The 16435-nt window shown below is 69.7% G+C and carries 14 protein-coding genes; 3 read left to right on the top strand and 11 right to left on the bottom strand.

Going from position 1 to position 16435, the window contains the following annotated elements; translation table 11 throughout:
- Positions 1–72: 72 nt before the first annotated feature.
- The 4 genes from FN976_RS15635 to FN976_RS15650 form a co-directional block, all read right to left on the bottom strand.
- Positions 73–507, bottom strand: coding sequence for an STAS/SEC14 domain-containing protein (locus FN976_RS15635; protein ID WP_145893966.1), 435 nt, complete (start codon positions 505–507; stop codon positions 73–75).
- Between the two features lie 76 nt (positions 508–583).
- Positions 584–1177 (bottom strand): c-type cytochrome, encoded by a 594-nt coding sequence (locus FN976_RS15640; RefSeq protein ID WP_255440465.1) that lies wholly within the window; start codon positions 1175–1177, stop codon positions 584–586.
- Positions 1167–2402, bottom strand: a complete 1236-nt coding sequence (locus FN976_RS15645) for a PQQ-dependent sugar dehydrogenase (protein ID WP_145893967.1) — start codon at positions 2400–2402, stop codon at positions 1167–1169. Before FN976_RS15645 ends, FN976_RS15640 begins: the two co-directional genes overlap by 11 nt.
- Positions 2403–2488: 86 nt before the next feature.
- Positions 2489–3010 (bottom strand): pilin, encoded by a 522-nt coding sequence (locus FN976_RS15650; RefSeq protein ID WP_284699198.1) that lies wholly within the window; start codon positions 3008–3010, stop codon positions 2489–2491.
- A gap of 191 nt (positions 3011–3201) precedes the next feature.
- Between FN976_RS15650 and FN976_RS15655 the strand changes: the two genes are divergently transcribed.
- On the top strand, positions 3202–3426 hold the full coding sequence (locus tag FN976_RS15655; protein ID WP_145893968.1) for a hypothetical protein: 225 nt from the start codon (positions 3202–3204) through the stop codon (positions 3424–3426).
- Here the strand turns inward: FN976_RS15655 and FN976_RS15660 are convergent, their stop codons facing one another.
- Both FN976_RS15660 and FN976_RS15665 read right to left on the bottom strand, forming a co-directional pair.
- Entirely contained in the window at positions 3427–3813 is a 387-nt protein-coding gene (locus tag FN976_RS15660; RefSeq protein ID WP_145893969.1) for a response regulator, read from the bottom strand.
- Positions 3814–3864: 51 nt separating this feature from the next.
- Positions 3865–8235: a PAS domain-containing protein gene (locus FN976_RS15665; protein WP_145893970.1), complete on the bottom strand. Its 4371-nt coding sequence runs from the start codon at positions 8233–8235 to the stop codon at positions 3865–3867.
- Between the two features lie 28 nt (positions 8236–8263).
- On the opposite strand from FN976_RS15665, the gene FN976_RS15670 reads away from it, so the two are divergent.
- Entirely contained in the window at positions 8264–9817 is a 1554-nt protein-coding gene (locus tag FN976_RS15670; protein ID WP_186510920.1) for an ABC transporter substrate-binding protein, read from the top strand.
- Here FN976_RS15670 and FN976_RS15675 read toward each other — a convergent pair.
- A complete protein-coding gene (locus FN976_RS15675) occupies positions 9789–11396 on the bottom strand; it encodes an ABC transporter permease (RefSeq protein WP_255440469.1) in 1608 nt (535 codons plus the stop codon). The genes FN976_RS15670 and FN976_RS15675 overlap by 29 nt on opposite strands.
- Before the next feature lie 56 nt (positions 11397–11452).
- Between FN976_RS15675 and FN976_RS15680 the strand changes: the two genes are divergently transcribed.
- Positions 11453–12559, top strand: a complete 1107-nt coding sequence (locus FN976_RS15680) for an ABC transporter ATP-binding protein (RefSeq protein ID WP_145893973.1) — start codon at positions 11453–11455, stop codon at positions 12557–12559.
- 9 nt (positions 12560–12568) lie between these two features.
- Here FN976_RS15680 and FN976_RS15685 read toward each other — a convergent pair whose 3' ends face one another.
- The 4 genes from FN976_RS15685 to FN976_RS15700 form a co-directional block, all read right to left on the bottom strand.
- Positions 12569–13261 carry a restriction endonuclease gene (locus FN976_RS15685; protein ID WP_145893974.1) on the bottom strand — a complete coding sequence of 231 codons (693 nt, stop codon included), beginning with the start codon at positions 13259–13261 and terminating at the stop codon, positions 12569–12571.
- A 148-nt stretch (positions 13262–13409) separates the two neighbouring features.
- Positions 13410–14153: a lysophospholipid acyltransferase family protein gene (locus tag FN976_RS15690; protein ID WP_145894080.1), complete on the bottom strand. Its 744-nt coding sequence runs from the start codon at positions 14151–14153 to the stop codon at positions 13410–13412.
- A gap of 2 nt (positions 14154–14155) precedes the next feature.
- Positions 14156–15460, bottom strand: coding sequence for a dihydroorotase (locus FN976_RS15695; protein ID WP_145893975.1), 1305 nt, complete (start codon positions 15458–15460; stop codon positions 14156–14158).
- Positions 15457–16434 carry an aspartate carbamoyltransferase catalytic subunit gene (locus tag FN976_RS15700; protein WP_145893976.1) on the bottom strand — a complete coding sequence of 326 codons (978 nt, stop codon included), beginning with the start codon at positions 16432–16434 and terminating at the stop codon, positions 15457–15459. The genes FN976_RS15695 and FN976_RS15700 overlap by 4 nt, the downstream gene beginning before the upstream one ends.
- Between the last annotated feature and the right edge of the window lies 1 nt (position 16435).

The following is a 16435-nucleotide window of genomic DNA, read 5'->3' on the forward strand; positions in this document are numbered from 1 at the left end:
TGAGAAATCGGGTGGAGGAAAAGCGCAGGCCCGCACTGTACCCGGCTGCGTGCGGCGACCCGCAGACTGCCGCTAGGAGCAGGAGGTCGGCTCGGCGCCTGACACAGAGGACGCCTGGCGGTCCAGCGGCGCCGGATCGCTGCCCGGCGGGCTCGTCAGCCAGTCGATCGCGGCCTCGGGCAAGTCGAACATGCGCACGTCGAGGCCATCGCGCCGCGCCACCTTCTCGCCCGCACGCGTCATCCGATGCGGCCGCACGAGCGAGGCGACACGGGAGATGTGGATCATGCTCGCGGCGACTTCCTTGCCGATCTGCGCGTGTTCCGCCGCGGTGAAATGCGTGCGCACGCCGCGCAGGTCGAACAGCACCGGCCGGCCGGCCCAGGCGTCGCTTTCGATGCCGATCAGGTGGAGCATGGAGATGAACTGGTCGAGCGAAGGCTGGCCCTTCAACTCCACCCGGACGAACGCCGGGTTGCGCTTGATGATGTGGACATCGAAGCTCATTGCTTCCACACCTTGCCACAACAGGGGCCGGGTGTGGCGGAAATTTGGGCCGCCGCCCGCCCGCCGTCGTCGAAAACTACCGGAAGTGGGCCAGATAGTGGGCCAGGTCCGCCAGTTCGGTGTCCTTCAGGCCGTACAACGATGCCGCCATGATGGTGTCGCGGCCCAACCCGGGCTGGTCGCGGAACTGCTTCATCGACAGCAGCAGGAAGGGCTCGTGCTGGCCCGCCAGACGCGGAATCTGCTGGCGGCCCGAATAATCCGGCAGGTGGCAGCTGGCGCACAGCATCTTCGCGGCCAGTGCCTCGCCGCGTTTCCACGTCGCGTCGTTCACCGTGCCCGTGCGCGCCGCCGGCTTCTGCTCGGCGAAGTACTGCGCCATCGCCACGATCTCGGCATCCTTCACGCCATCGAGCAGTCCCTTCATCTCGGGGATATTGCGCAGACCCTCGCGGATCAGCACCAGCTGGTTCTCCAGGAACAGCCGGGGCTGCCCTGCGAGCGACGGCGTGGTGGGGATCTGCGAATTGCCCTGCGGTCCATGGCAGGCCATGCACAGCTGCAGTTGCGGCGACGGCGCGGACTGGCCTTGCGCCAGTCCCGGGCCCGCGATGAATGCTGCGACGGCAGCGGCGGCCCGAACGAGCCGCCGCGCTCCGTCAACGCGCATAGCTGATGCGGTAGATGGCGCCGACCTGCTCGTCCGAAAGCAGCAGGGAGCCATCGGCCTGCTGCAGGAAGTAAACCGGCCGGCCCCAGAAGGTGTCGGCGTCCGCGTTGGCGAAGCCCGTGACGAACGGCGTCACGCGCGCATTGGCGCCGCTGGCGTCACTGCTCACCATGACCACGTCGTAGCCGAACTTCTTGGAACGGTTCCAGGAACCCTTGCGCGCGACGAACATCGCGTTGCGGTATTCGGGCGGGAACATGGCGCCCGTGTAGAAGTGCAGCCCCATCGCCGCGGCGTGCGGCCCCATGCCGGCGACCGGCAGCGTGACGCCATCGCAAGCCCGGTCCTTGCGGATGTCGCGGTCCGCGATGCCGTTGGCATGGCAGTACGGAAAGCCGAAGTTCTGGCCGGGCCGCGCCATGCGGTTGAGCTCGTCCTCGGGGCTGTCGTCGCCCATCCAGTCGCGCCCATGGTCGGTGAACCAGAGTTCGCGTGTGACCGGGTGCCAGTCGAACCCCTGCGTGTTGCGCACGCCGCGCGCGACCACTTCCATGTTGGAGCCGTCGGCGTCGTAGCGGCGGATCTGCGCATACGGTTCGCCGGGGATGCAGATGTTGCAGGGCGCGCCGAAGGGCACGTAGACCTTGCCGTCGGGGCCGAAGCGGATGTACTTCCAGTTGTGGTGCTGTTCAGGGGGCAGGTTGAAGCGCGCCGTCAGGTCCACCGGCTGCGCGTTCGGGTTGCGGTCGATGCCGTCGTAGCGCAGCACCTTGTCGATGGCGAAGACGTAGAGCGCGCCGTTGTGGAAGGCCACCGCCGGCTGGTTCAGCTTGTCCACGACGACGCGGCTGGTGCGCTCGCGCCCGTTGTCGGTGATCTCGTAGACGCGCCCGATGCCGCGCGTGCCGATGTAGATCTTGCCGCTGTCGCTGCGCGCCATCGCGCGGCCGCCGGGGGTTCCATGCGACCACAGCTCGATGCGGAAGCCCGGCGGCAGCTTGAGGTTCTGCACCGGGATCTCCGCTGGCGGCGTCGCCGTCAGCTTGCCCGGCAAAGGGGCCAGCCGCGATGCGGCCTGATTCGCGTCCCGCCCTTGCTGCCATGCGGGCGCACCAGCCGGCACCGGCCCGGCCACGGGCGAAACAGTGGGCGGTGCGGAGGACGGCATCTGCGCGCAACCCGCCGCCAGCCAGACGAGGGTCGTCGCGATCAGGAACTTGTGCATGGCGTTTCCTTGGAAGAATGGGCAGCGGCAATGCTAGGCGCGCCCGGGGGTGCGGGCGCGAGGGTTTCCACCGATCGGCGAGGGACTCAGGCGCCCCGGCAGGAATGCGGCAGCAGGCGCGCGGGGATGCCCTGGGCGGGCCGGGGCCCGCAGACCCACTTGAACACCGGCTGGCCCAGGTGGCCGGCGACGGCCGGGTCCTTCACCGTCGTGTTGTCGTGGTAGGGCGTCAGGACGATCGCGCGATTGTCGATGTCCAGGTCGTCGAAGCCCAGCGCCACCACGGTGATGGCGCCCTTGTCGTCGGTGGAAATCGTCTTGACGTAACGGCTGGCAACGGCGCTGACGTTGCAGCCGAAGGTGGCGGCGGACACCGCCGTCGTGCCGGACTGCACGTAGACGTCGGTCACGGTGGTGCGGCAGGCGGAGGCCGCCAGGACCACTTCGGTCAGCTTCGCGCGCTTGGAATAGTCCTGGTACATGGGCATCGCCACCGCGGCCAGGATGCCGATGATGGCGACCACGACCAGGATCTCGATCAGGGTGAAACCACGGTTCCTGGCCTCGCGCATCCGCCGCTCCTCGTTGTGCACTGCAAAAAATGCCACGCGCATATCCTACAACCCACGGCGCGCTCTCCTACAGACGCCCGCCACCGTGCCGGTAACTTTGGAAGTGCGTGCCGCCTTGCGCCTCGTTACCGCTGTGACGCTCCACTTGCAACCACTGTCACGCCATAGCCACAAGCGCGGCCTACCATGAAGAAGAACCAGCAAGAGACAAGAACCTGGAGAGTCCGATGACTTCCGACTACCGGATCGAGAGCAACCAGCCCATCGCCGGGCGGCTTTGGCCCGCGCAGGGCTCCCAACAGCTCGATGTGAGCGACCTGTCGCTCGCCATCACACTCGCCGCCAAGTCATTCACCCCCAGCAGCGAAATCCGCGTGGTGCACGTGCCCACCGGTGAAATCATCTTCCGCAAACCGCCCAAGGCCCACGCCGAGTGGACCGGGGAGCTTTGACTAGCCTTGGGCGCCTGGGCGCTTGAGGACTTCCTCGATGCGCTCCAGCAGCTCCGAAAGCTGCGCGCGCTTCGACACGCCGGGCCGCCCGCTCACCATGCCGTCCATGTCCTTGGTCTCCGAGGGCGACACCAGTGACGTGAGGTAGATGAAGGGAATGCGCGCCGTGAGCGTGTCTTCCTCCAGCACCTTCGCCACCTCGCCGCCGCTCATCTCCGGCATGTCGATGTCGCACAGGATGACGTCCGGCAGGTGGGTGCGCGCGAGCGCCGCGGCCTCGGTCGCATCGACCGTCGAGACGACGTCGAACACCTTTGACAGCTTGGCCGTCAGGTACACGAGCACCGAATCATCGTCGTCGATCAGCAGGATCTTGCGTTTGTCCATGTGGGCAGCCCCTCGTTCTCGTCTTTCGCCAATGGTACAGCGCGGACGCCTTCAAGCCCCGGCCGTGTGGAACCGGATTTCCACGGTATCGAGGTGCCGCCGCAACTGTTCCGCCGACTCGCTCACCTGTTGGGCGGAAACGCTTTCGAAATCTTTCTCCAGCGCGCGGCTGCATTCGCTCGCCCAGCTGAACCCGTAAAGGGCGAAGCTGCCGGCCAGCTGGTGGGCCAGCCGGCGCACCTCCGGGCGGTCACCCCGCCCGGCCGCCGTCTCCAGTTCACCGATCAGCGTGCGGCGCGAGGCGACGAAGCCGGCGAGCACGGGCTCGATGTCCGGGTCCAGCACCACGACGTCGCCCAGGCCCTGGTGCAGCTCCACCAGCGCCTGCTGGATCGCCTCGCGCGTGACCGGCTTCGTGAGGTAGCGGTCGAAGCCGGCGTCCAGCGCGCGCTGCTGCGTCTCGGCATCCTCATGCGATGAGAGCGCCACCATGGCGCAGCGCGCGCCACCGCGCGCCGCTTCCATTTCGCGCAGCAGGACCACGGCTTCCAGACCACCCATCACGGGCATGTCGAGATCCATGAAGATCATCTCGGGCCAGGCCTTCTCGGCCTGCGTCAGCGCGAAGCGGCCGTTGATGGCCGTGTCGACCGTGAAAGGCGGGTCGGGCAGGAAGCGCCGCACGATCAGGAGGTTGTATTCGTCGTCATCCACCAGCAGCACGCGCACCGGCGGCAGGCTGGCCAGCCGCGCCGGGTCCACCGCGCGCTGCTCGCCGGCGTGCCGCAGGGTGGCCGGTACCTGGCCCGCCGGCGCCGCGCGCAGCAGCACCCGCAGCGTCGTGCCCTCCTCGTCGCTGCTTTGCATGGTCACGGACCCGTCCTGCACCTTCGCCATCAGGTGCGCGGAATACGCGCCCAGACCCGTGCCGCTCGCCTTGCCCAGCGTGGCGTACTTCCGGAAGAAGCTCCCGCGGATCGCCAACGGCACCGCGCCGCGGTTGTGGATGCTGAGCGCCACCTGGCCGTCCTCCGCGGCCTCGATCGTGATCTGCACCTTGCCGCCTTCGGGCGAAGCTTCGACGGCGTTCTTCAGCAGGTTGGCGATCAGCGAGTAGCAGAGCAGCTCCTCGGCCCAGGCATAGGGCGCGCCGTCGGCCTGGACGTCGATCCGGACCTCCTTGGCGGCCGCGTGCACGCGCACGTCCGCCATCACCTTCTGTGCCAGGTCGACCAGGTCCACCGCGTCGGGCCGGAAGATGTAGTTGCCCTGCTCCATCTTGTAGAGATCGAGCGAGAGGTTGACCATGGAGAGGATGCGGTAGCCTGCACGCTCGATGATGCCCAGCAGCTCGTCGGCCTCGGGGCCGATGTTGCGCTCCTCGCGCAGCAGCCGCGGCACCGCGACGATGCTGTTCAGCGGCGTCTTCAGGTCGTGCCGGCCGATGCGCTCCACCTCCTCGCGCAGCCGCACGTTTTCCTTCAGCGCCTCGTTCTGCTGCTCCAGCTGGTCGGCCTGCGCCGCGATCTGGTCGCGCGACGCACGCAGCACTTCCTGCTGGGCGTGCCGCTCGCTGATGTCGATGACGGCGGCGATCCAGCGCACGGCGAAATCGTTCGAGTCCCGCACCGCGACGCCACTCACCTGGACCCACGCATAGGTGCCGTCCGCGCGCAGCATGCGGTATTCCTCGGGCGCGTAGTACTCGCCGCGCGGGCCCTCGGGGCCCTTGCCGCGGATGAAGGTGATCCAGCGCCGGGTGATGCGCTCCCGGTCCTCGGGATGGATCATCACCTTGAAGTAGTCCGGCCAGTTGGAAGTGTCGGCATCGGGCGAGTAACCGCGGATCTCGCGGAAGCGCGGCGAGTAGTAGGTCTGGTGCGTGTGGCCGTCCCAGTCGACGATGCCGACCTGCGCGGCGCGCACCACCACCTCGAGCCGGGTGACCAGGTCGTCGATGTGCTTCATGCGCTCGGCGATCTCGTCGCGCGAGCGGCGCAGGGCCTCCTCCTGCTCGCGGAAGCGCGTGACGTCGAGGTAGGACGTGATGAAGCGCCGCGTGCGGCCGCTCGCATCGACCTGGGCGATGCCTTCGGCATGGATCCAGATGTAGCTGCCGTCGCGCCGGCGCAGCCGGTACGACATGGGTTCGCCCGGGTCCTGGTCGCCGCCGCCCGGCTTGCGCCGGATCATGGCCTTGAATTCGGCGCGGGCCCGCTCGCGGTCGTCGGGATGCATCATCTCGAAGATGCTCGGCCAGCCGGAACTGTCTGCGTCGGCTGCATAGCCCAGCATTTCCTTGAAGCGCTCCGTGTACGTGACGACGTCGCGGTTGGCGTCCCAATCGCCGAAGCCGGCGCGGGTCGACCGCACCAGCAGGCCCAGGCGCTCGCGCTCGGTGCTGAGCGCGCGCTCCATCTGGTGCTTGTCGGAAATGTCGACGCTGGCGACCAGCACGCCGATGTTGCGGCCCTCGCCGTCCACCATCACCGTGCGGCTCTGCATGTAGCGGCGGCCGTTGTAGTCGTATTCGATGGCCGGCTGCACCACGTCCGGCCCCAGCGCCAGCGCCTCGCGGTCGAGCGCCAGCGCGCTGGCGGCGGCGGGATCTCGCACGCCTTCCAGCGAGGCGCCCAGCACGCTGTCGCGCGACAGGCCCATGTAGCGCTCCCAGGTCCGGTTCACGTAGAGGTACTTGCCCTCGGGGTCGCGCAGGGCCAGGCCCAGCGGCACGGAATCGAACAAGTCGTCGATGAACTTCAGCCGGTCGGACATCTCGATCTCGTGCTGCTTGCGCTCCGAGACGTCGATGAAGGACCAGAGGAAGCGCAACGGCCGCCCATTGGCGCCGCACACCGCGATGCCTTCGGCGTGCACCCACAGCGCCCAGCCCCCCCGCTGCAGCAGGCGGCATTCGAGCGGCTCCAGCGTGCGCACGCCACTGCGCACGCTGCGGTCGCGCAGCTGGCTCTCGAAGTGTTCGCGCACGCGCTCGCGGTCGTCCGCGTGGACCATCTCGTAGAAGTTCGGCGCGGGCGCCGCATCGGCCGCCACCGGCAGGCCCAGCATCTCCCGGAAGCGCTGGGAATAGGCGAGCGTGCCGTCGGCCACCGCCCAATCGAGCACGCCGGCCTTGGTGGAGCGCACCAGCAGGTCGGCGCGCTCGCGCTGCTCGATGGAGCGCAGTTCCTGGGCGGACAAAGCCCGCGCGAAGCGTTGCGCCAGCATCACCGCCGGCGCCATCGCGAAGAAGAACAGGGCGTAGGGAACCAGGCCGTCGCGCTGCAGCCAGGAGAAGTTCATCGTGTCGTGCGCGGAAGCGGCGGCGAAGATCGCCAGCCCGCCCAGCAGCCAGGCGGCGTTGCGCTCGCCGTTGCGCAGCAGCAGCGCCAGCTTCACGGCACAGTACACGGCGATGGCGGCGGCACCCCAGATCAGCACCGGCACGAGCACCGTGAATGTGCGCGCGGTCGTCGCCAGCACCACCAGAGAGGACAGCCCGGCCCAGAGAACGACGAGCCGGACCGGCCAGCCGCGCACCTGCCGCGGATAGATCGCCCCGAGGAACAGCACGTAGACGGCGGTCGACCAGTACCAGCACAGGAAGACGACGCGCAGGTACCCGTCCCAGCCCAGGGGGGCCAGCAAGGGCTCGAGCACCCGGCTGCCGGTGAGGGCGAGGCCGCAGCCGACGCTGAGCGAAAACAGCCCGAACCAGAGCGGGCTGCGGTCCTGCCGCCGCGCCAGCCAGAACAGCAGCGGCATCACGACCATCGCGGCGAGCACGCCGAGCGTGAAGACGTCGCGCATCACGGCGCGCTCGCGCAGCGCATGCAGCTGCGCGGCCGTCCCGAACTCCATGCTGCGGACCAGGCCGCCGCGCCGCATGTCATGGTTGGAGATGTGCACCGCCAGCCGGATGGGGCACGCCACTTCCCCGAGATCGGCGATCTGCCGGACCGGCGCGGGCCGGGCGAGGTTGGGGTCGGCGGCGGGGGTGCCCTGCTGGGCGACGAGCCGGCCATTGGCGAAGACGCGGACGGCGCTGTGCTGCACCGGCAGGGCGAGCGCCAGGCCCCGGGCCTGGTAGCAGTCGATGATCAGGCGGTAGGTGCCATGGCCGTCGGGGCCGGGGGGCCCGCCGGGGTACGGCGCGTCGTTCCAGCCGCCCGGCACCCGCACCGGGTGGCCGGGCGCCGCGGCCGGCGAACCGACCAGGTCCGGCTCCTCGAAGCGGGCCCAGACCAATTCCCACTGGCCGTCGAGGTTCAGCGTGCCGTCGCGGGCGAAGTCCCAGTCGCGCAGGTCCAGCACGCCGCCGCTGATGGCGGGCGGCGCGCGGCGCGCAACCTCGCGCCCCCCGCAGGCGGCCAACGCCACGAGCAGCAGCACGCACGCCGCTTTCCAGAAAGTCCCCGCCATCAAGCTAGGATATGCCAACAAGGCTCCCATGCGCCACCTTCTCATCTTCATCGCGCTGATGCTGGCTTCCGCCGCGCCCTCATTCGCGCAGAAGCTGGAGCCCGTCACGCTGCAGCTGAAATGGAAGCACCAGTTCCAGTTCGCGGGCTACTACGTGGCGGTCGAGAAGGGCTACTACCGCGACGCCGGCTTCGAGGTGAAGCTGGCGGAGGCGCAGGGCGAGGACACGCTGGATGCGGTGCTGGCCGGCAAGGCGCACTACGGCGTCGCCGGCTCCGAGCTCGCGCTGCGGCGCGCCCTCGGCGACCCCGTGGTGGCGCTGGCCACCGTGCTGCAGCATTCGGCCCTGGCGCTGGCGGTGCGCGGCGGCACCAGCCTGACCGTGCACGACCTCTCGGGCCGCAAGGCGATGCTCTCGCCGCACGACCAGGAATTGCTGGCCTACCTGAAGCGGGAGGGCCTGGCCGGCGGCCGGGTGCAGCAGGTGCCGCAAAGCTACGACATCAACGACCTGGTCACCGGCAAGGTGGACGCCTTCTCCGTCTACACCACCGACCAGGTGTGGCAGCTGCGCAAGGCCGGGCTGGCCTACACGCTGCTGTCGCCGCGCGCCGGCGGCATCGATTTCTACGGTGACACGCTGTTCACCACCGAAAAGCGGGCGCGTGGCGAGCCGGAACGCGTGCGGGCCTTCCGTGAAGCCAGCCTGCGCGGCTGGCAGTACGCGATGGACCACTCGGCGGAAACGGTGGACCTGATCCTGGCGCGCTACAGCCAGCGGCTGCCGCGCGAACACCTGTTGTTCGAAGCAGCCGAGATGGCGCGGCTGATGCAGCCGCAGCTGATCGAGATCGGCCACATGAACCCAGGCCGCTGGCGCCACGTGGCCGGCGTCTATGCCGAGATCGGCATGCTGCCCCGCGGCTTCTCGCTGGACGGCTTCCTGTTCGACGACGTGTCGCGCGGCACGCGCGGCCCCGATCCCTGGTTGATCGGACTGGGGCTGCTGGCCGCCGGGTCGCTCGCCGCGGCCGGCTGGTTGTTCCTGCGCTACCAGCGTCTGCGTTCGCAAGTGCAGCCCGTGGTCCCCATGCCTGCGCCCATGGCCGAAGGCGCCACGGCGGACGACGCAGCGGACGACCTGTTCAGCCTCGACTACCTGCGCCGCACCTTGCCGCGCGAACTGGAGCGGGCGCGGCGCGAGGGCGCCACGCTGCAGCTGGCGTGGCTGCGGGTCAACGAGCCGCTCCAGCCCGACGGCGGGCCGGCCGCGGCCGGCAGCCTGGTGCGTGCGCTGGCGGCGCTGGTGGCCCAGCGTTCCCAGGGCGGCGACTTCGCCTGCCACGCCGGCCGGGGCGAACTCGCGTGGGTGCTGCCAGGGGAGGCCTCGGACGCTGCCGCGCAGCGGCTGCGAGCCCTGGCGGCGGACTTCGCGCGGCAACCGGTGTGGTCGGGCCTGATCGAACTGAAGGGCACGGTGGCCTGGGGCCTGGCCGCCTTTCCGCATGACGCCGCCGACGCGCAAGCGCTGTTGCGCATCGCCGCCGAAAGGGTCAGCGCGCCGAACGCAGCGTCCGGCTGAGCAGGATCACGGGCACCAGGCCCACGAGCACCAGCGCGAGCGATGGCAAAGCCGCCTCGCCCAGGCGCTCGTCGCGTGCCAGCTGGTAAGCCACGACGGCGAGCGTGTCGCTGTCGAACGGCCGCAGGACCAGGGTGGCGGGCAGCTCCTTCATGACGTCGACGAACACCAGCAGCCCGGCGGCGGCGGCCGAGCGCTTCAGCAGGGGCCAGTGCACCCGCGCGAGCAGGGACATGCCGCCGGCACCCAGCATGCGCGCGGAATCGTCCAGGCTGGCGGGAATGCGTGCGTAGCCGCTCTGCACCGACTGCAGCGCGACCGACACGAACCGCACCAGGTAGGCCCACACGATCCCCAGCATCGTGGCCGTCATCCAGTAGCCGGCGCCGCTTTGCGGCCAGGTCCGCTGGAGCCAGCCGACCGGCAGCAGCAGGCCCACGACCAGCACCGCGCCCGGCACGGCGTAGCCCAGGCCGGCGAGCTGGGCGACGCCGCGCGTCAGGGCGTTCGGCGAGCGGCGCAGCTGAAACGCCAGCAGCAAGGCCGCGGCGACCGCGAGCGCCGCGCTGATGGCGCCCAGGCGCAGGCTGTTGAAGCTCCAGGCCAGGAAGCGGTCCCAGGGCAGCACCGACCAGTCGGCCAGCAGCGGGCGCAGCATGAAGGCGACCGGCAGCACGAAACCCAGGAGCACGGGCAATCCACACACCGCCCAGGCCACCCAGCGCTGGCCGCCCCGCAAGGGCACGGGCAACGCCTCGGCGCCGCCCGCGCGCGTCCCGGCCGCGAAGCGCAGCCGGCGCTGGGCCCGCAGTTCGAGGCCGAGCAGCAAGGCCACAACCACCAGCAGCATGGTGGCCAGTTGCGCGGCCGCAATCCGGTTGTCCATCGCGAGCCAAGCCTTGTAGATGCCCGCGCTGAAGGTCTGGATGCCGAAGTAGCTGGCGACGCCGAAATCCGCCAGCGTCTCCATCAAGGCCAGCGCCATGCCGGCCGCCACCGCCGGCCGCGCCAGGGGGAAGGCGACCCGGCCGATGCGCCGGGCCAGCGGCGCGCCCAGCAGTCGGGCCGCCTCCATCAGGTGCGCCGCCCGCTCGGCCAGGGCCGCGCGCACCAGCAGGTAGACATAGGGATAGAGCGTGAAGATGAAGACCCAGGCCGCGCCCGGCAGGTTGCGCACTTCCGGGAACACGCGGCCCTGGAGGCCGAACTGGCCGCGCACCCAGCTCTGGAACGGGCCGCTGAACTGCAGGAAATCGGTGTAGGCGTAAGCGACCACATACGCCGGCATGGCCAGCGGGAGCAGCAAGGCCCATTCGAAGACGCGGCGGCCCGGGAAATCGAACAACGTCACCGCGGCCGCCGTGGCGGAGCCGACGACAGCCACGCCCACCGCCACCGCCAGGCAAAGCACCACGCTGGTGACGACGTACCCGGGCAGCACGGTCGCCGCCATCTCCCTCAGGATTTGCCCGCTGGCGGCGTTCCAGTCCAGCCAGGACGCCGCGACGGAAAGCACCGGCAGCAGCAGCAGGACGGCCAGCAGGACCAGGGGAACATCGCGCAGCCGGCGCAGGAACATGGAGATAGAGCCACCTGTGATGCAAATGAGAATTGTAAGCATCTAGAATCGCAGGCATGCATGTCGCCTTGCAGAAGCTCAGCGTCCAGTACGCGGGCCGGCCCCGCCCGGCGGTCGATGGCGTGTCGCTGGGGCTGCGCGCCGGCGACATCGGCGTGCTGATCGGCCCCTCCGGCTGCGGCAAGACGACGCTGCTGCGGGCGGTCGCCGGGCTGGAGCCTGCGAGCGCCGGCGAGATCCAGCTCTCCGGGCGCACCGTCGCCGGAGCCGGCATCCAGGTGCCGGCCGAGGAGCGGCAGATCGGCATGGTCTTCCAGGACTACGCCCTCTTCCCGCATCTCGACGTCGGCAACAACATCGCTTTCGGCCTGCACCGGCGCATGAGCAAGGCCGAACGGCAGGCCCGGGTGGCCGAAGTGCTGGCGCTGGTGGGCCTGGCGGGCAGCGAGAAGCGCATGCCCCACGAGCTGTCAGGCGGCCAGCAGCAGCGCGTGGCCCTGGCGCGTGCACTGGCGCCACGGCCGCAATTGCTGCTGCTCGACGAGCCTTTCTCCAACCTCGACGTCGACCTTCGCGAGCGGCTCGCCCACGAAGTGCGCGGCATCCTGAAGGCGGCGCAGGCGACGGCACTGTTCGTGACGCACGACCAGCTGGAGGCTTTCGCCATCGGCGACGCCATCGGCGTGATGCACGAAGGCGCGCTGCACCAGTGGGATGACGCATACACGCTGTACCACCGGCCGGCCACTCGCTTCGTTGCCGACTTCATCGGCCACGGCGTGTTCGCGCCCGCGACCCTCAAGCGCGTGGGCAACCAGGTGGTGGTGCACACGGCATTGGGCGCATTGAGCGACGGCGCGGAATGTCCATGGCCGACGGCCTTCAGCGCCGGCCAGTGCGAGGTGCTGCTGCGCGCCGACGACATCGTGCATGACGACGACGCGCCGGTGAAGGCGGAGATCCTGCGCAAGGCGTTCCGCGGCTCGGAGTTTCTCTACACGTTGCGCCTGGCCACGGGCGAAACGGTGCTGGCCCACGTCCCCAGCCACCACGACCACAAGGTCGGCGAGTGGATCGGCATCCGCGCGGAGGTCGACCACGTGGTGACGTTCCAGCGCGAGGCGGGCGCGGCCGCGCCGCCGGTCGTTTCGTTCCCGGGCTGAGATCCGCGCTCAGCGCGCGGTCCAGGCGAACGCCACCAGATCGCACTGCTGCGCAGGCGAGCGGCGCTCGACCAGCGCCAGCAGGTCATGAACGTCCACCAGGGCAATGCCGTGCGCGCGCGCGAAGCGCCTGGCGTCGGCGGTGAAGCCGCTGGTGGTGACGAAGGTCCCGCGGGCGACGTCACGGGACACCATCGCACCCTGCAGTTCGCGCAGTTCCTTCACACCCGCCAGGTGGCCGGCCCACTGCCGGCACTGGATCAATTCGACCGGCCGCATGGCGTCGGCGGGATGCAGCCAGAGGTCCGCGCTTTCCGCATCGATGCGCTCGACCCGGATGCGGCGGCCAGGCTGTGCGAACAACTCGCCGCAGATGGCCGTGAAGCCTTGCGGCGTGAGCTGCTGGAACAGGGGTTCGCTCCAATGGGACGCGGGCGCCTGCGGATCGGACGTTGCGGTGGCCGCCGGCCGGATCGGGCGCAGCACCAGCCAGGTGATCAGCGCGGCGGCCCCGCAGGCCAATGCATACGGTGCGAGCACCCGCAAGCTGCCCGCCGCCGCGTGCAACAGCGGATGCGTCGAAGGCGCGAGCAGCGCGGCGGCGCCCAGCAGCGTGGTGCCGAGCGCGGTGGCGGCCACCCCCTTGCCGAGCAGCATCCCGGCGGGCGGCAGTTCGGTGGGTTTGCGGTACATGATGTGCATGGCGTGCTCCAGGGTGCGATGGAGCCGATTAAAGGCGCGCCTGCTTCGCACTTCAAGGCCGGACGCAACGCGGATGGCCCTTTGCCCCAAAGCTTCACCGGCAGGACGCCGCGAGGCGACGCAAGGTGCAACTTGGTCACACCACTAGTTAACGCCTCGCTTCGCGCTGGCGCAACGCGGCGACAGCATCCTGCAAGTCCGCCGCCCACCGGCGGCGGTCCCGCCCGTCGGCCGATTGCGGCTCACCGAAGCGCACGCGCGCTTCGAACGGCGGCCCGGCCAGCGTGCGCCAGAGCGATGCAACCAGCGTGTCGTCGCCGAGGTAGAGCGGACCGACGCTGTCCGCGCCCGTCGCGAGGTCCACGAAGCGCAACGCCACCGGCTGCACGGGCGCCTGCGCCGAAATCGCGGCCTGGATCAGGTTCGCATGGAACGGCAGCAGCTCGCGGCCGTCGCCCGTCGTCCCTTCCGGAAACACCGCGACGATCTCGCCCGCCTGCAAGCTCTCGGCCATGTGATGCACGACCCTCAGCGCATCGCGCCGCTTGTCGCGCTCGATGTACAGCGTGCCGCCTCCGGTCGCGAGCGTGCCGATCAGCGGCCACTGCCGCACCTCGGACTTGGCGACGAAGCGGCAATGGCGTGCCGCATGGATGACGAGGATGTCGAGCCACGACAGGTGGTTGGACACCACCAGCAACGGCCCTTGCACCGGCGGCTGCCCTTGCACCTTCAGGGCGATCCCGAGCACCGCGAGCATCTGGCGCGACCAGAGCTGCACGCGCGCCTGGCGGCGCTGCTGCGGCCAGCGCGGGAACAGGAAGACGATGATGAACCAGCCGCGGATGGCGAGCAGCAGCACGCGGAACAGGCGCCACGCCACCCGCAGCATGTTCACGTGGCCTGCCAGCCCTCGAAAGCCACCTGCCCGCCGACGATCGTGCAGCGCACGCGGCCCGGCAGTTCGTGCCCGCTGAAGGGTGTGTGCCGGCCCTGGCTGCGCAGGGCATCCGGCGCAACCACCCAGGCTTCATTCGGATCGAAGATGCAGATGTCGGCCACGCCGCCATCGATCAACTGGCCGGCGCTCGCCTGCAGCGTACCCAGCGCGGGGCCCAGCACCCGCGCCGGTTCGCTGGTGAGCACGGCCAGGGCGCGCGACAGGCCGACGCCGCTTTCCTGGCCCCACTTCAACGCCAGGCCGAGCAACAGTTCCAGGCCGGTGGCACCTGGCTCCGCTTCGGCGAAGGGCAGCATCTTGCCGTCTTCGTCCACCGGCGTGTGGTCCGACACGAGTGCGTCGATGGTGCCGTCCGCCAGGCCTTCGCGCAGGGCATCGCGATCGCGCTGCTGACGCAACGGCGGCTGCAGCCGCATCCGGCTGTCGAAGTAGCCGATGTCCACGTCGGTCAGGTGCAGCGAGTTGATGCTGACATCGCAGGTGACGGGCAGGCCTTCGGACTTGGCGGCCCGCACCAGCCCGACGCCGGCGGCGCTGCTGATGCGGCAAAGATGCACGCGCGCGCCGGTGACCCGGACCAGCTCGAAGATGACGTGCAGCGCGATGGTTTCGGCAGCGACCGGCACGCCGCTCAGGCCCAGCCGCGTGGCGAGCGAGCCGCTGGCGGCCACGCCCTGGCCGAGGAAGTGCTCCTGCGGCCGCAGCCACACGCCGTAGCCATAAGTCGCTGCGTATTGCATCGCGCGCTGCAGCACCTGCGTGTTGACCAGCGGCACCTCGGCCTGGCTGAAGCCGACGCAGCCGGATTCGGTGAGTTCCGCCATTTCTGTCAGCACTTCGCCCTGCAGCCCGCGCGTGAGCGCGCCCAGCGGGAAGACGCGCGACTGGTGCAGTTTCTCGGCGCGGAACTTCAGCATGTCGACCAGGCCGGGCTCGTCGAGCACCGGGTCGGTGTCGGGCGGGCAGACCAGGCTGGTGACGCCGCCCGCCACCGCCGCGGCCATCTCGCTTTCCAGCATGCCTTCATGCTCGTGGCCCGGCTCGCGCAGGCGCACGGCCAGGTCCACCAGGCCGGGCGCCACGATGCAGCCGCGGGCGTCGATGACCTTGTTCGCGCTGAAGCCGGCCGGTGTGCTGCCGACGGCGATGACGCGGCCCGCGGCCAGCGCCACGTCGCAGCGCTCGTCGAAATTGCGCGCCGGGTCGATGACGCGGCCGTTGCGGATCAGGATCTTCATGCGCTGCGCTCCTCGTCGCGGGCACTCGCGACGATGCTCATCACGGCCATGCGCACCGCGATGCCGAAGGTCACCTGCGGCAGGATCACGCTCTGCTTGCCGTCGACCACCGCCGAATCGATCTCGACGCCGCGGTTGATGGGCCCCGGGTGCATGACGATCGCATCGGGCTTCGCCAGGGCGAGGCGCTCCGGCGTCAGGCCGTAGCGCTTGAAGAATTCCTGCGACGAGGGCAGCAGCGCGCCGCTCATGCGCTCGTTCTGCAGCCGCAGCATGATGACGACGTCGCAGCCCTTCAACCCTTCTTCGAGCGAATGGAAGACCCGCACACCCATCTGCGCCATGTCACCGGGCACCAGTGTCTTCGGGCCGACGACGCGCACTTCGGCGCAACCGAGCGTGGTGAGCGCGTGGATGTCCGAGCGGGCCACGCGCGAATGCAGCACGTCGCCGACGATGGCCACGGTGAGGTTGCTGAAGTCCTTCTTGTAATGCCGGATCGTGTACATGTCCAGCAGCCCCTGCGTGGGGTGCGCATGCCGGCCGTCGCCCGCGTTCACCACGTGCACGTGCGGCGCGACGTGCTGCGCGATCAGGTACGGCGCCCCCGACTCGCTGTGCCGCACCACGAAGATGTCGGCCGCCATCGCGGACAGGTTGGCGATGGTGTCCAGCAGGGATTCGCCCTTGCTGGCCGAGGAGCGCGCGATGTCGAGGTTGATCACGTCGGCCGACAGCCGGGTGGCCGCGATCTCGAAGGTCGTGCGCGTGCGCGTGCTGTTCTCGAAGAACAGGTTGAACACGCTCTTGCCGCGCAGCAACGGGACCTTCTTGACTTCGCGGTCGCTGACGCTCACGAAGTTGGAGGCCGTGTCGAGGATGTGCGTGAGGATCTCGCGCGGCAGGCCTTCCACCGACAGCAGGTGGATCAGCTCGCCGTGCTTGTTGAGTTGCGGGTTGCGTTGGGACAGCATG

Origin of the sequence: Caenimonas sedimenti (genome assembly GCF_007833165.1) — a bacterium.
GTDB classification, from domain to species: domain Bacteria; phylum Pseudomonadota; class Gammaproteobacteria; order Burkholderiales; family Burkholderiaceae_C; genus Ramlibacter; species Ramlibacter sedimenti.

Bases quoted from the DNA above. Each gene is read 5' to 3' on its own strand.
- FN976_RS15635 (WP_145893966.1), bottom strand. From the start codon at position 507: ATGAGCTTCGATGTCCACATCATCAAGCGCAACCCGGCGTTCGTCCGG.
- FN976_RS15640 (WP_255440465.1), bottom strand. From the start codon at position 1,177: ATGCGCGTTGACGGAGCGCGGCGGCTCGTTCGGGCCGCCGCTGCCGTC.
- FN976_RS15645 (WP_145893967.1), bottom strand. From the start codon at position 2,402: ATGCACAAGTTCCTGATCGCGACGACCCTCGTCTGGCTGGCGGCGGGT.
- FN976_RS15655 (WP_145893968.1), top strand. From the start codon at position 3,202: ATGACTTCCGACTACCGGATCGAGAGCAACCAGCCCATCGCCGGGCGG.
- FN976_RS15660 (WP_145893969.1), bottom strand. From the start codon at position 3,813: ATGGACAAACGCAAGATCCTGCTGATCGACGACGATGATTCGGTGCTC.
- FN976_RS15665 (WP_145893970.1), bottom strand. From the start codon at position 8,235: ATGGCGGGGACTTTCTGGAAAGCGGCGTGCGTGCTGCTGCTCGTGGCG.
- FN976_RS15670 (WP_186510920.1), top strand. From the start codon at position 8,264: ATGCGCCACCTTCTCATCTTCATCGCGCTGATGCTGGCTTCCGCCGCG.
- FN976_RS15675 (WP_255440469.1), bottom strand. From the start codon at position 11,396: ATGTTCCTGCGCCGGCTGCGCGATGTTCCCCTGGTCCTGCTGGCCGTC.
- FN976_RS15680 (WP_145893973.1), top strand. From the start codon at position 11,453: ATGCATGTCGCCTTGCAGAAGCTCAGCGTCCAGTACGCGGGCCGGCCC.
- FN976_RS15685 (WP_145893974.1), bottom strand. From the start codon at position 13,261: ATGCACATCATGTACCGCAAACCCACCGAACTGCCGCCCGCCGGGATG.
- FN976_RS15690 (WP_145894080.1), bottom strand. From the start codon at position 14,153: ATGCTGCGGGTGGCGTGGCGCCTGTTCCGCGTGCTGCTGCTCGCCATC.
- FN976_RS15695 (WP_145893975.1), bottom strand. From the start codon at position 15,460: ATGAAGATCCTGATCCGCAACGGCCGCGTCATCGACCCGGCGCGCAAT.
- FN976_RS15700 (WP_145893976.1), bottom strand. From the start codon at position 16,434: ATGCTGTCCCAACGCAACCCGCAACTCAACAAGCACGGCGAGCTGATC.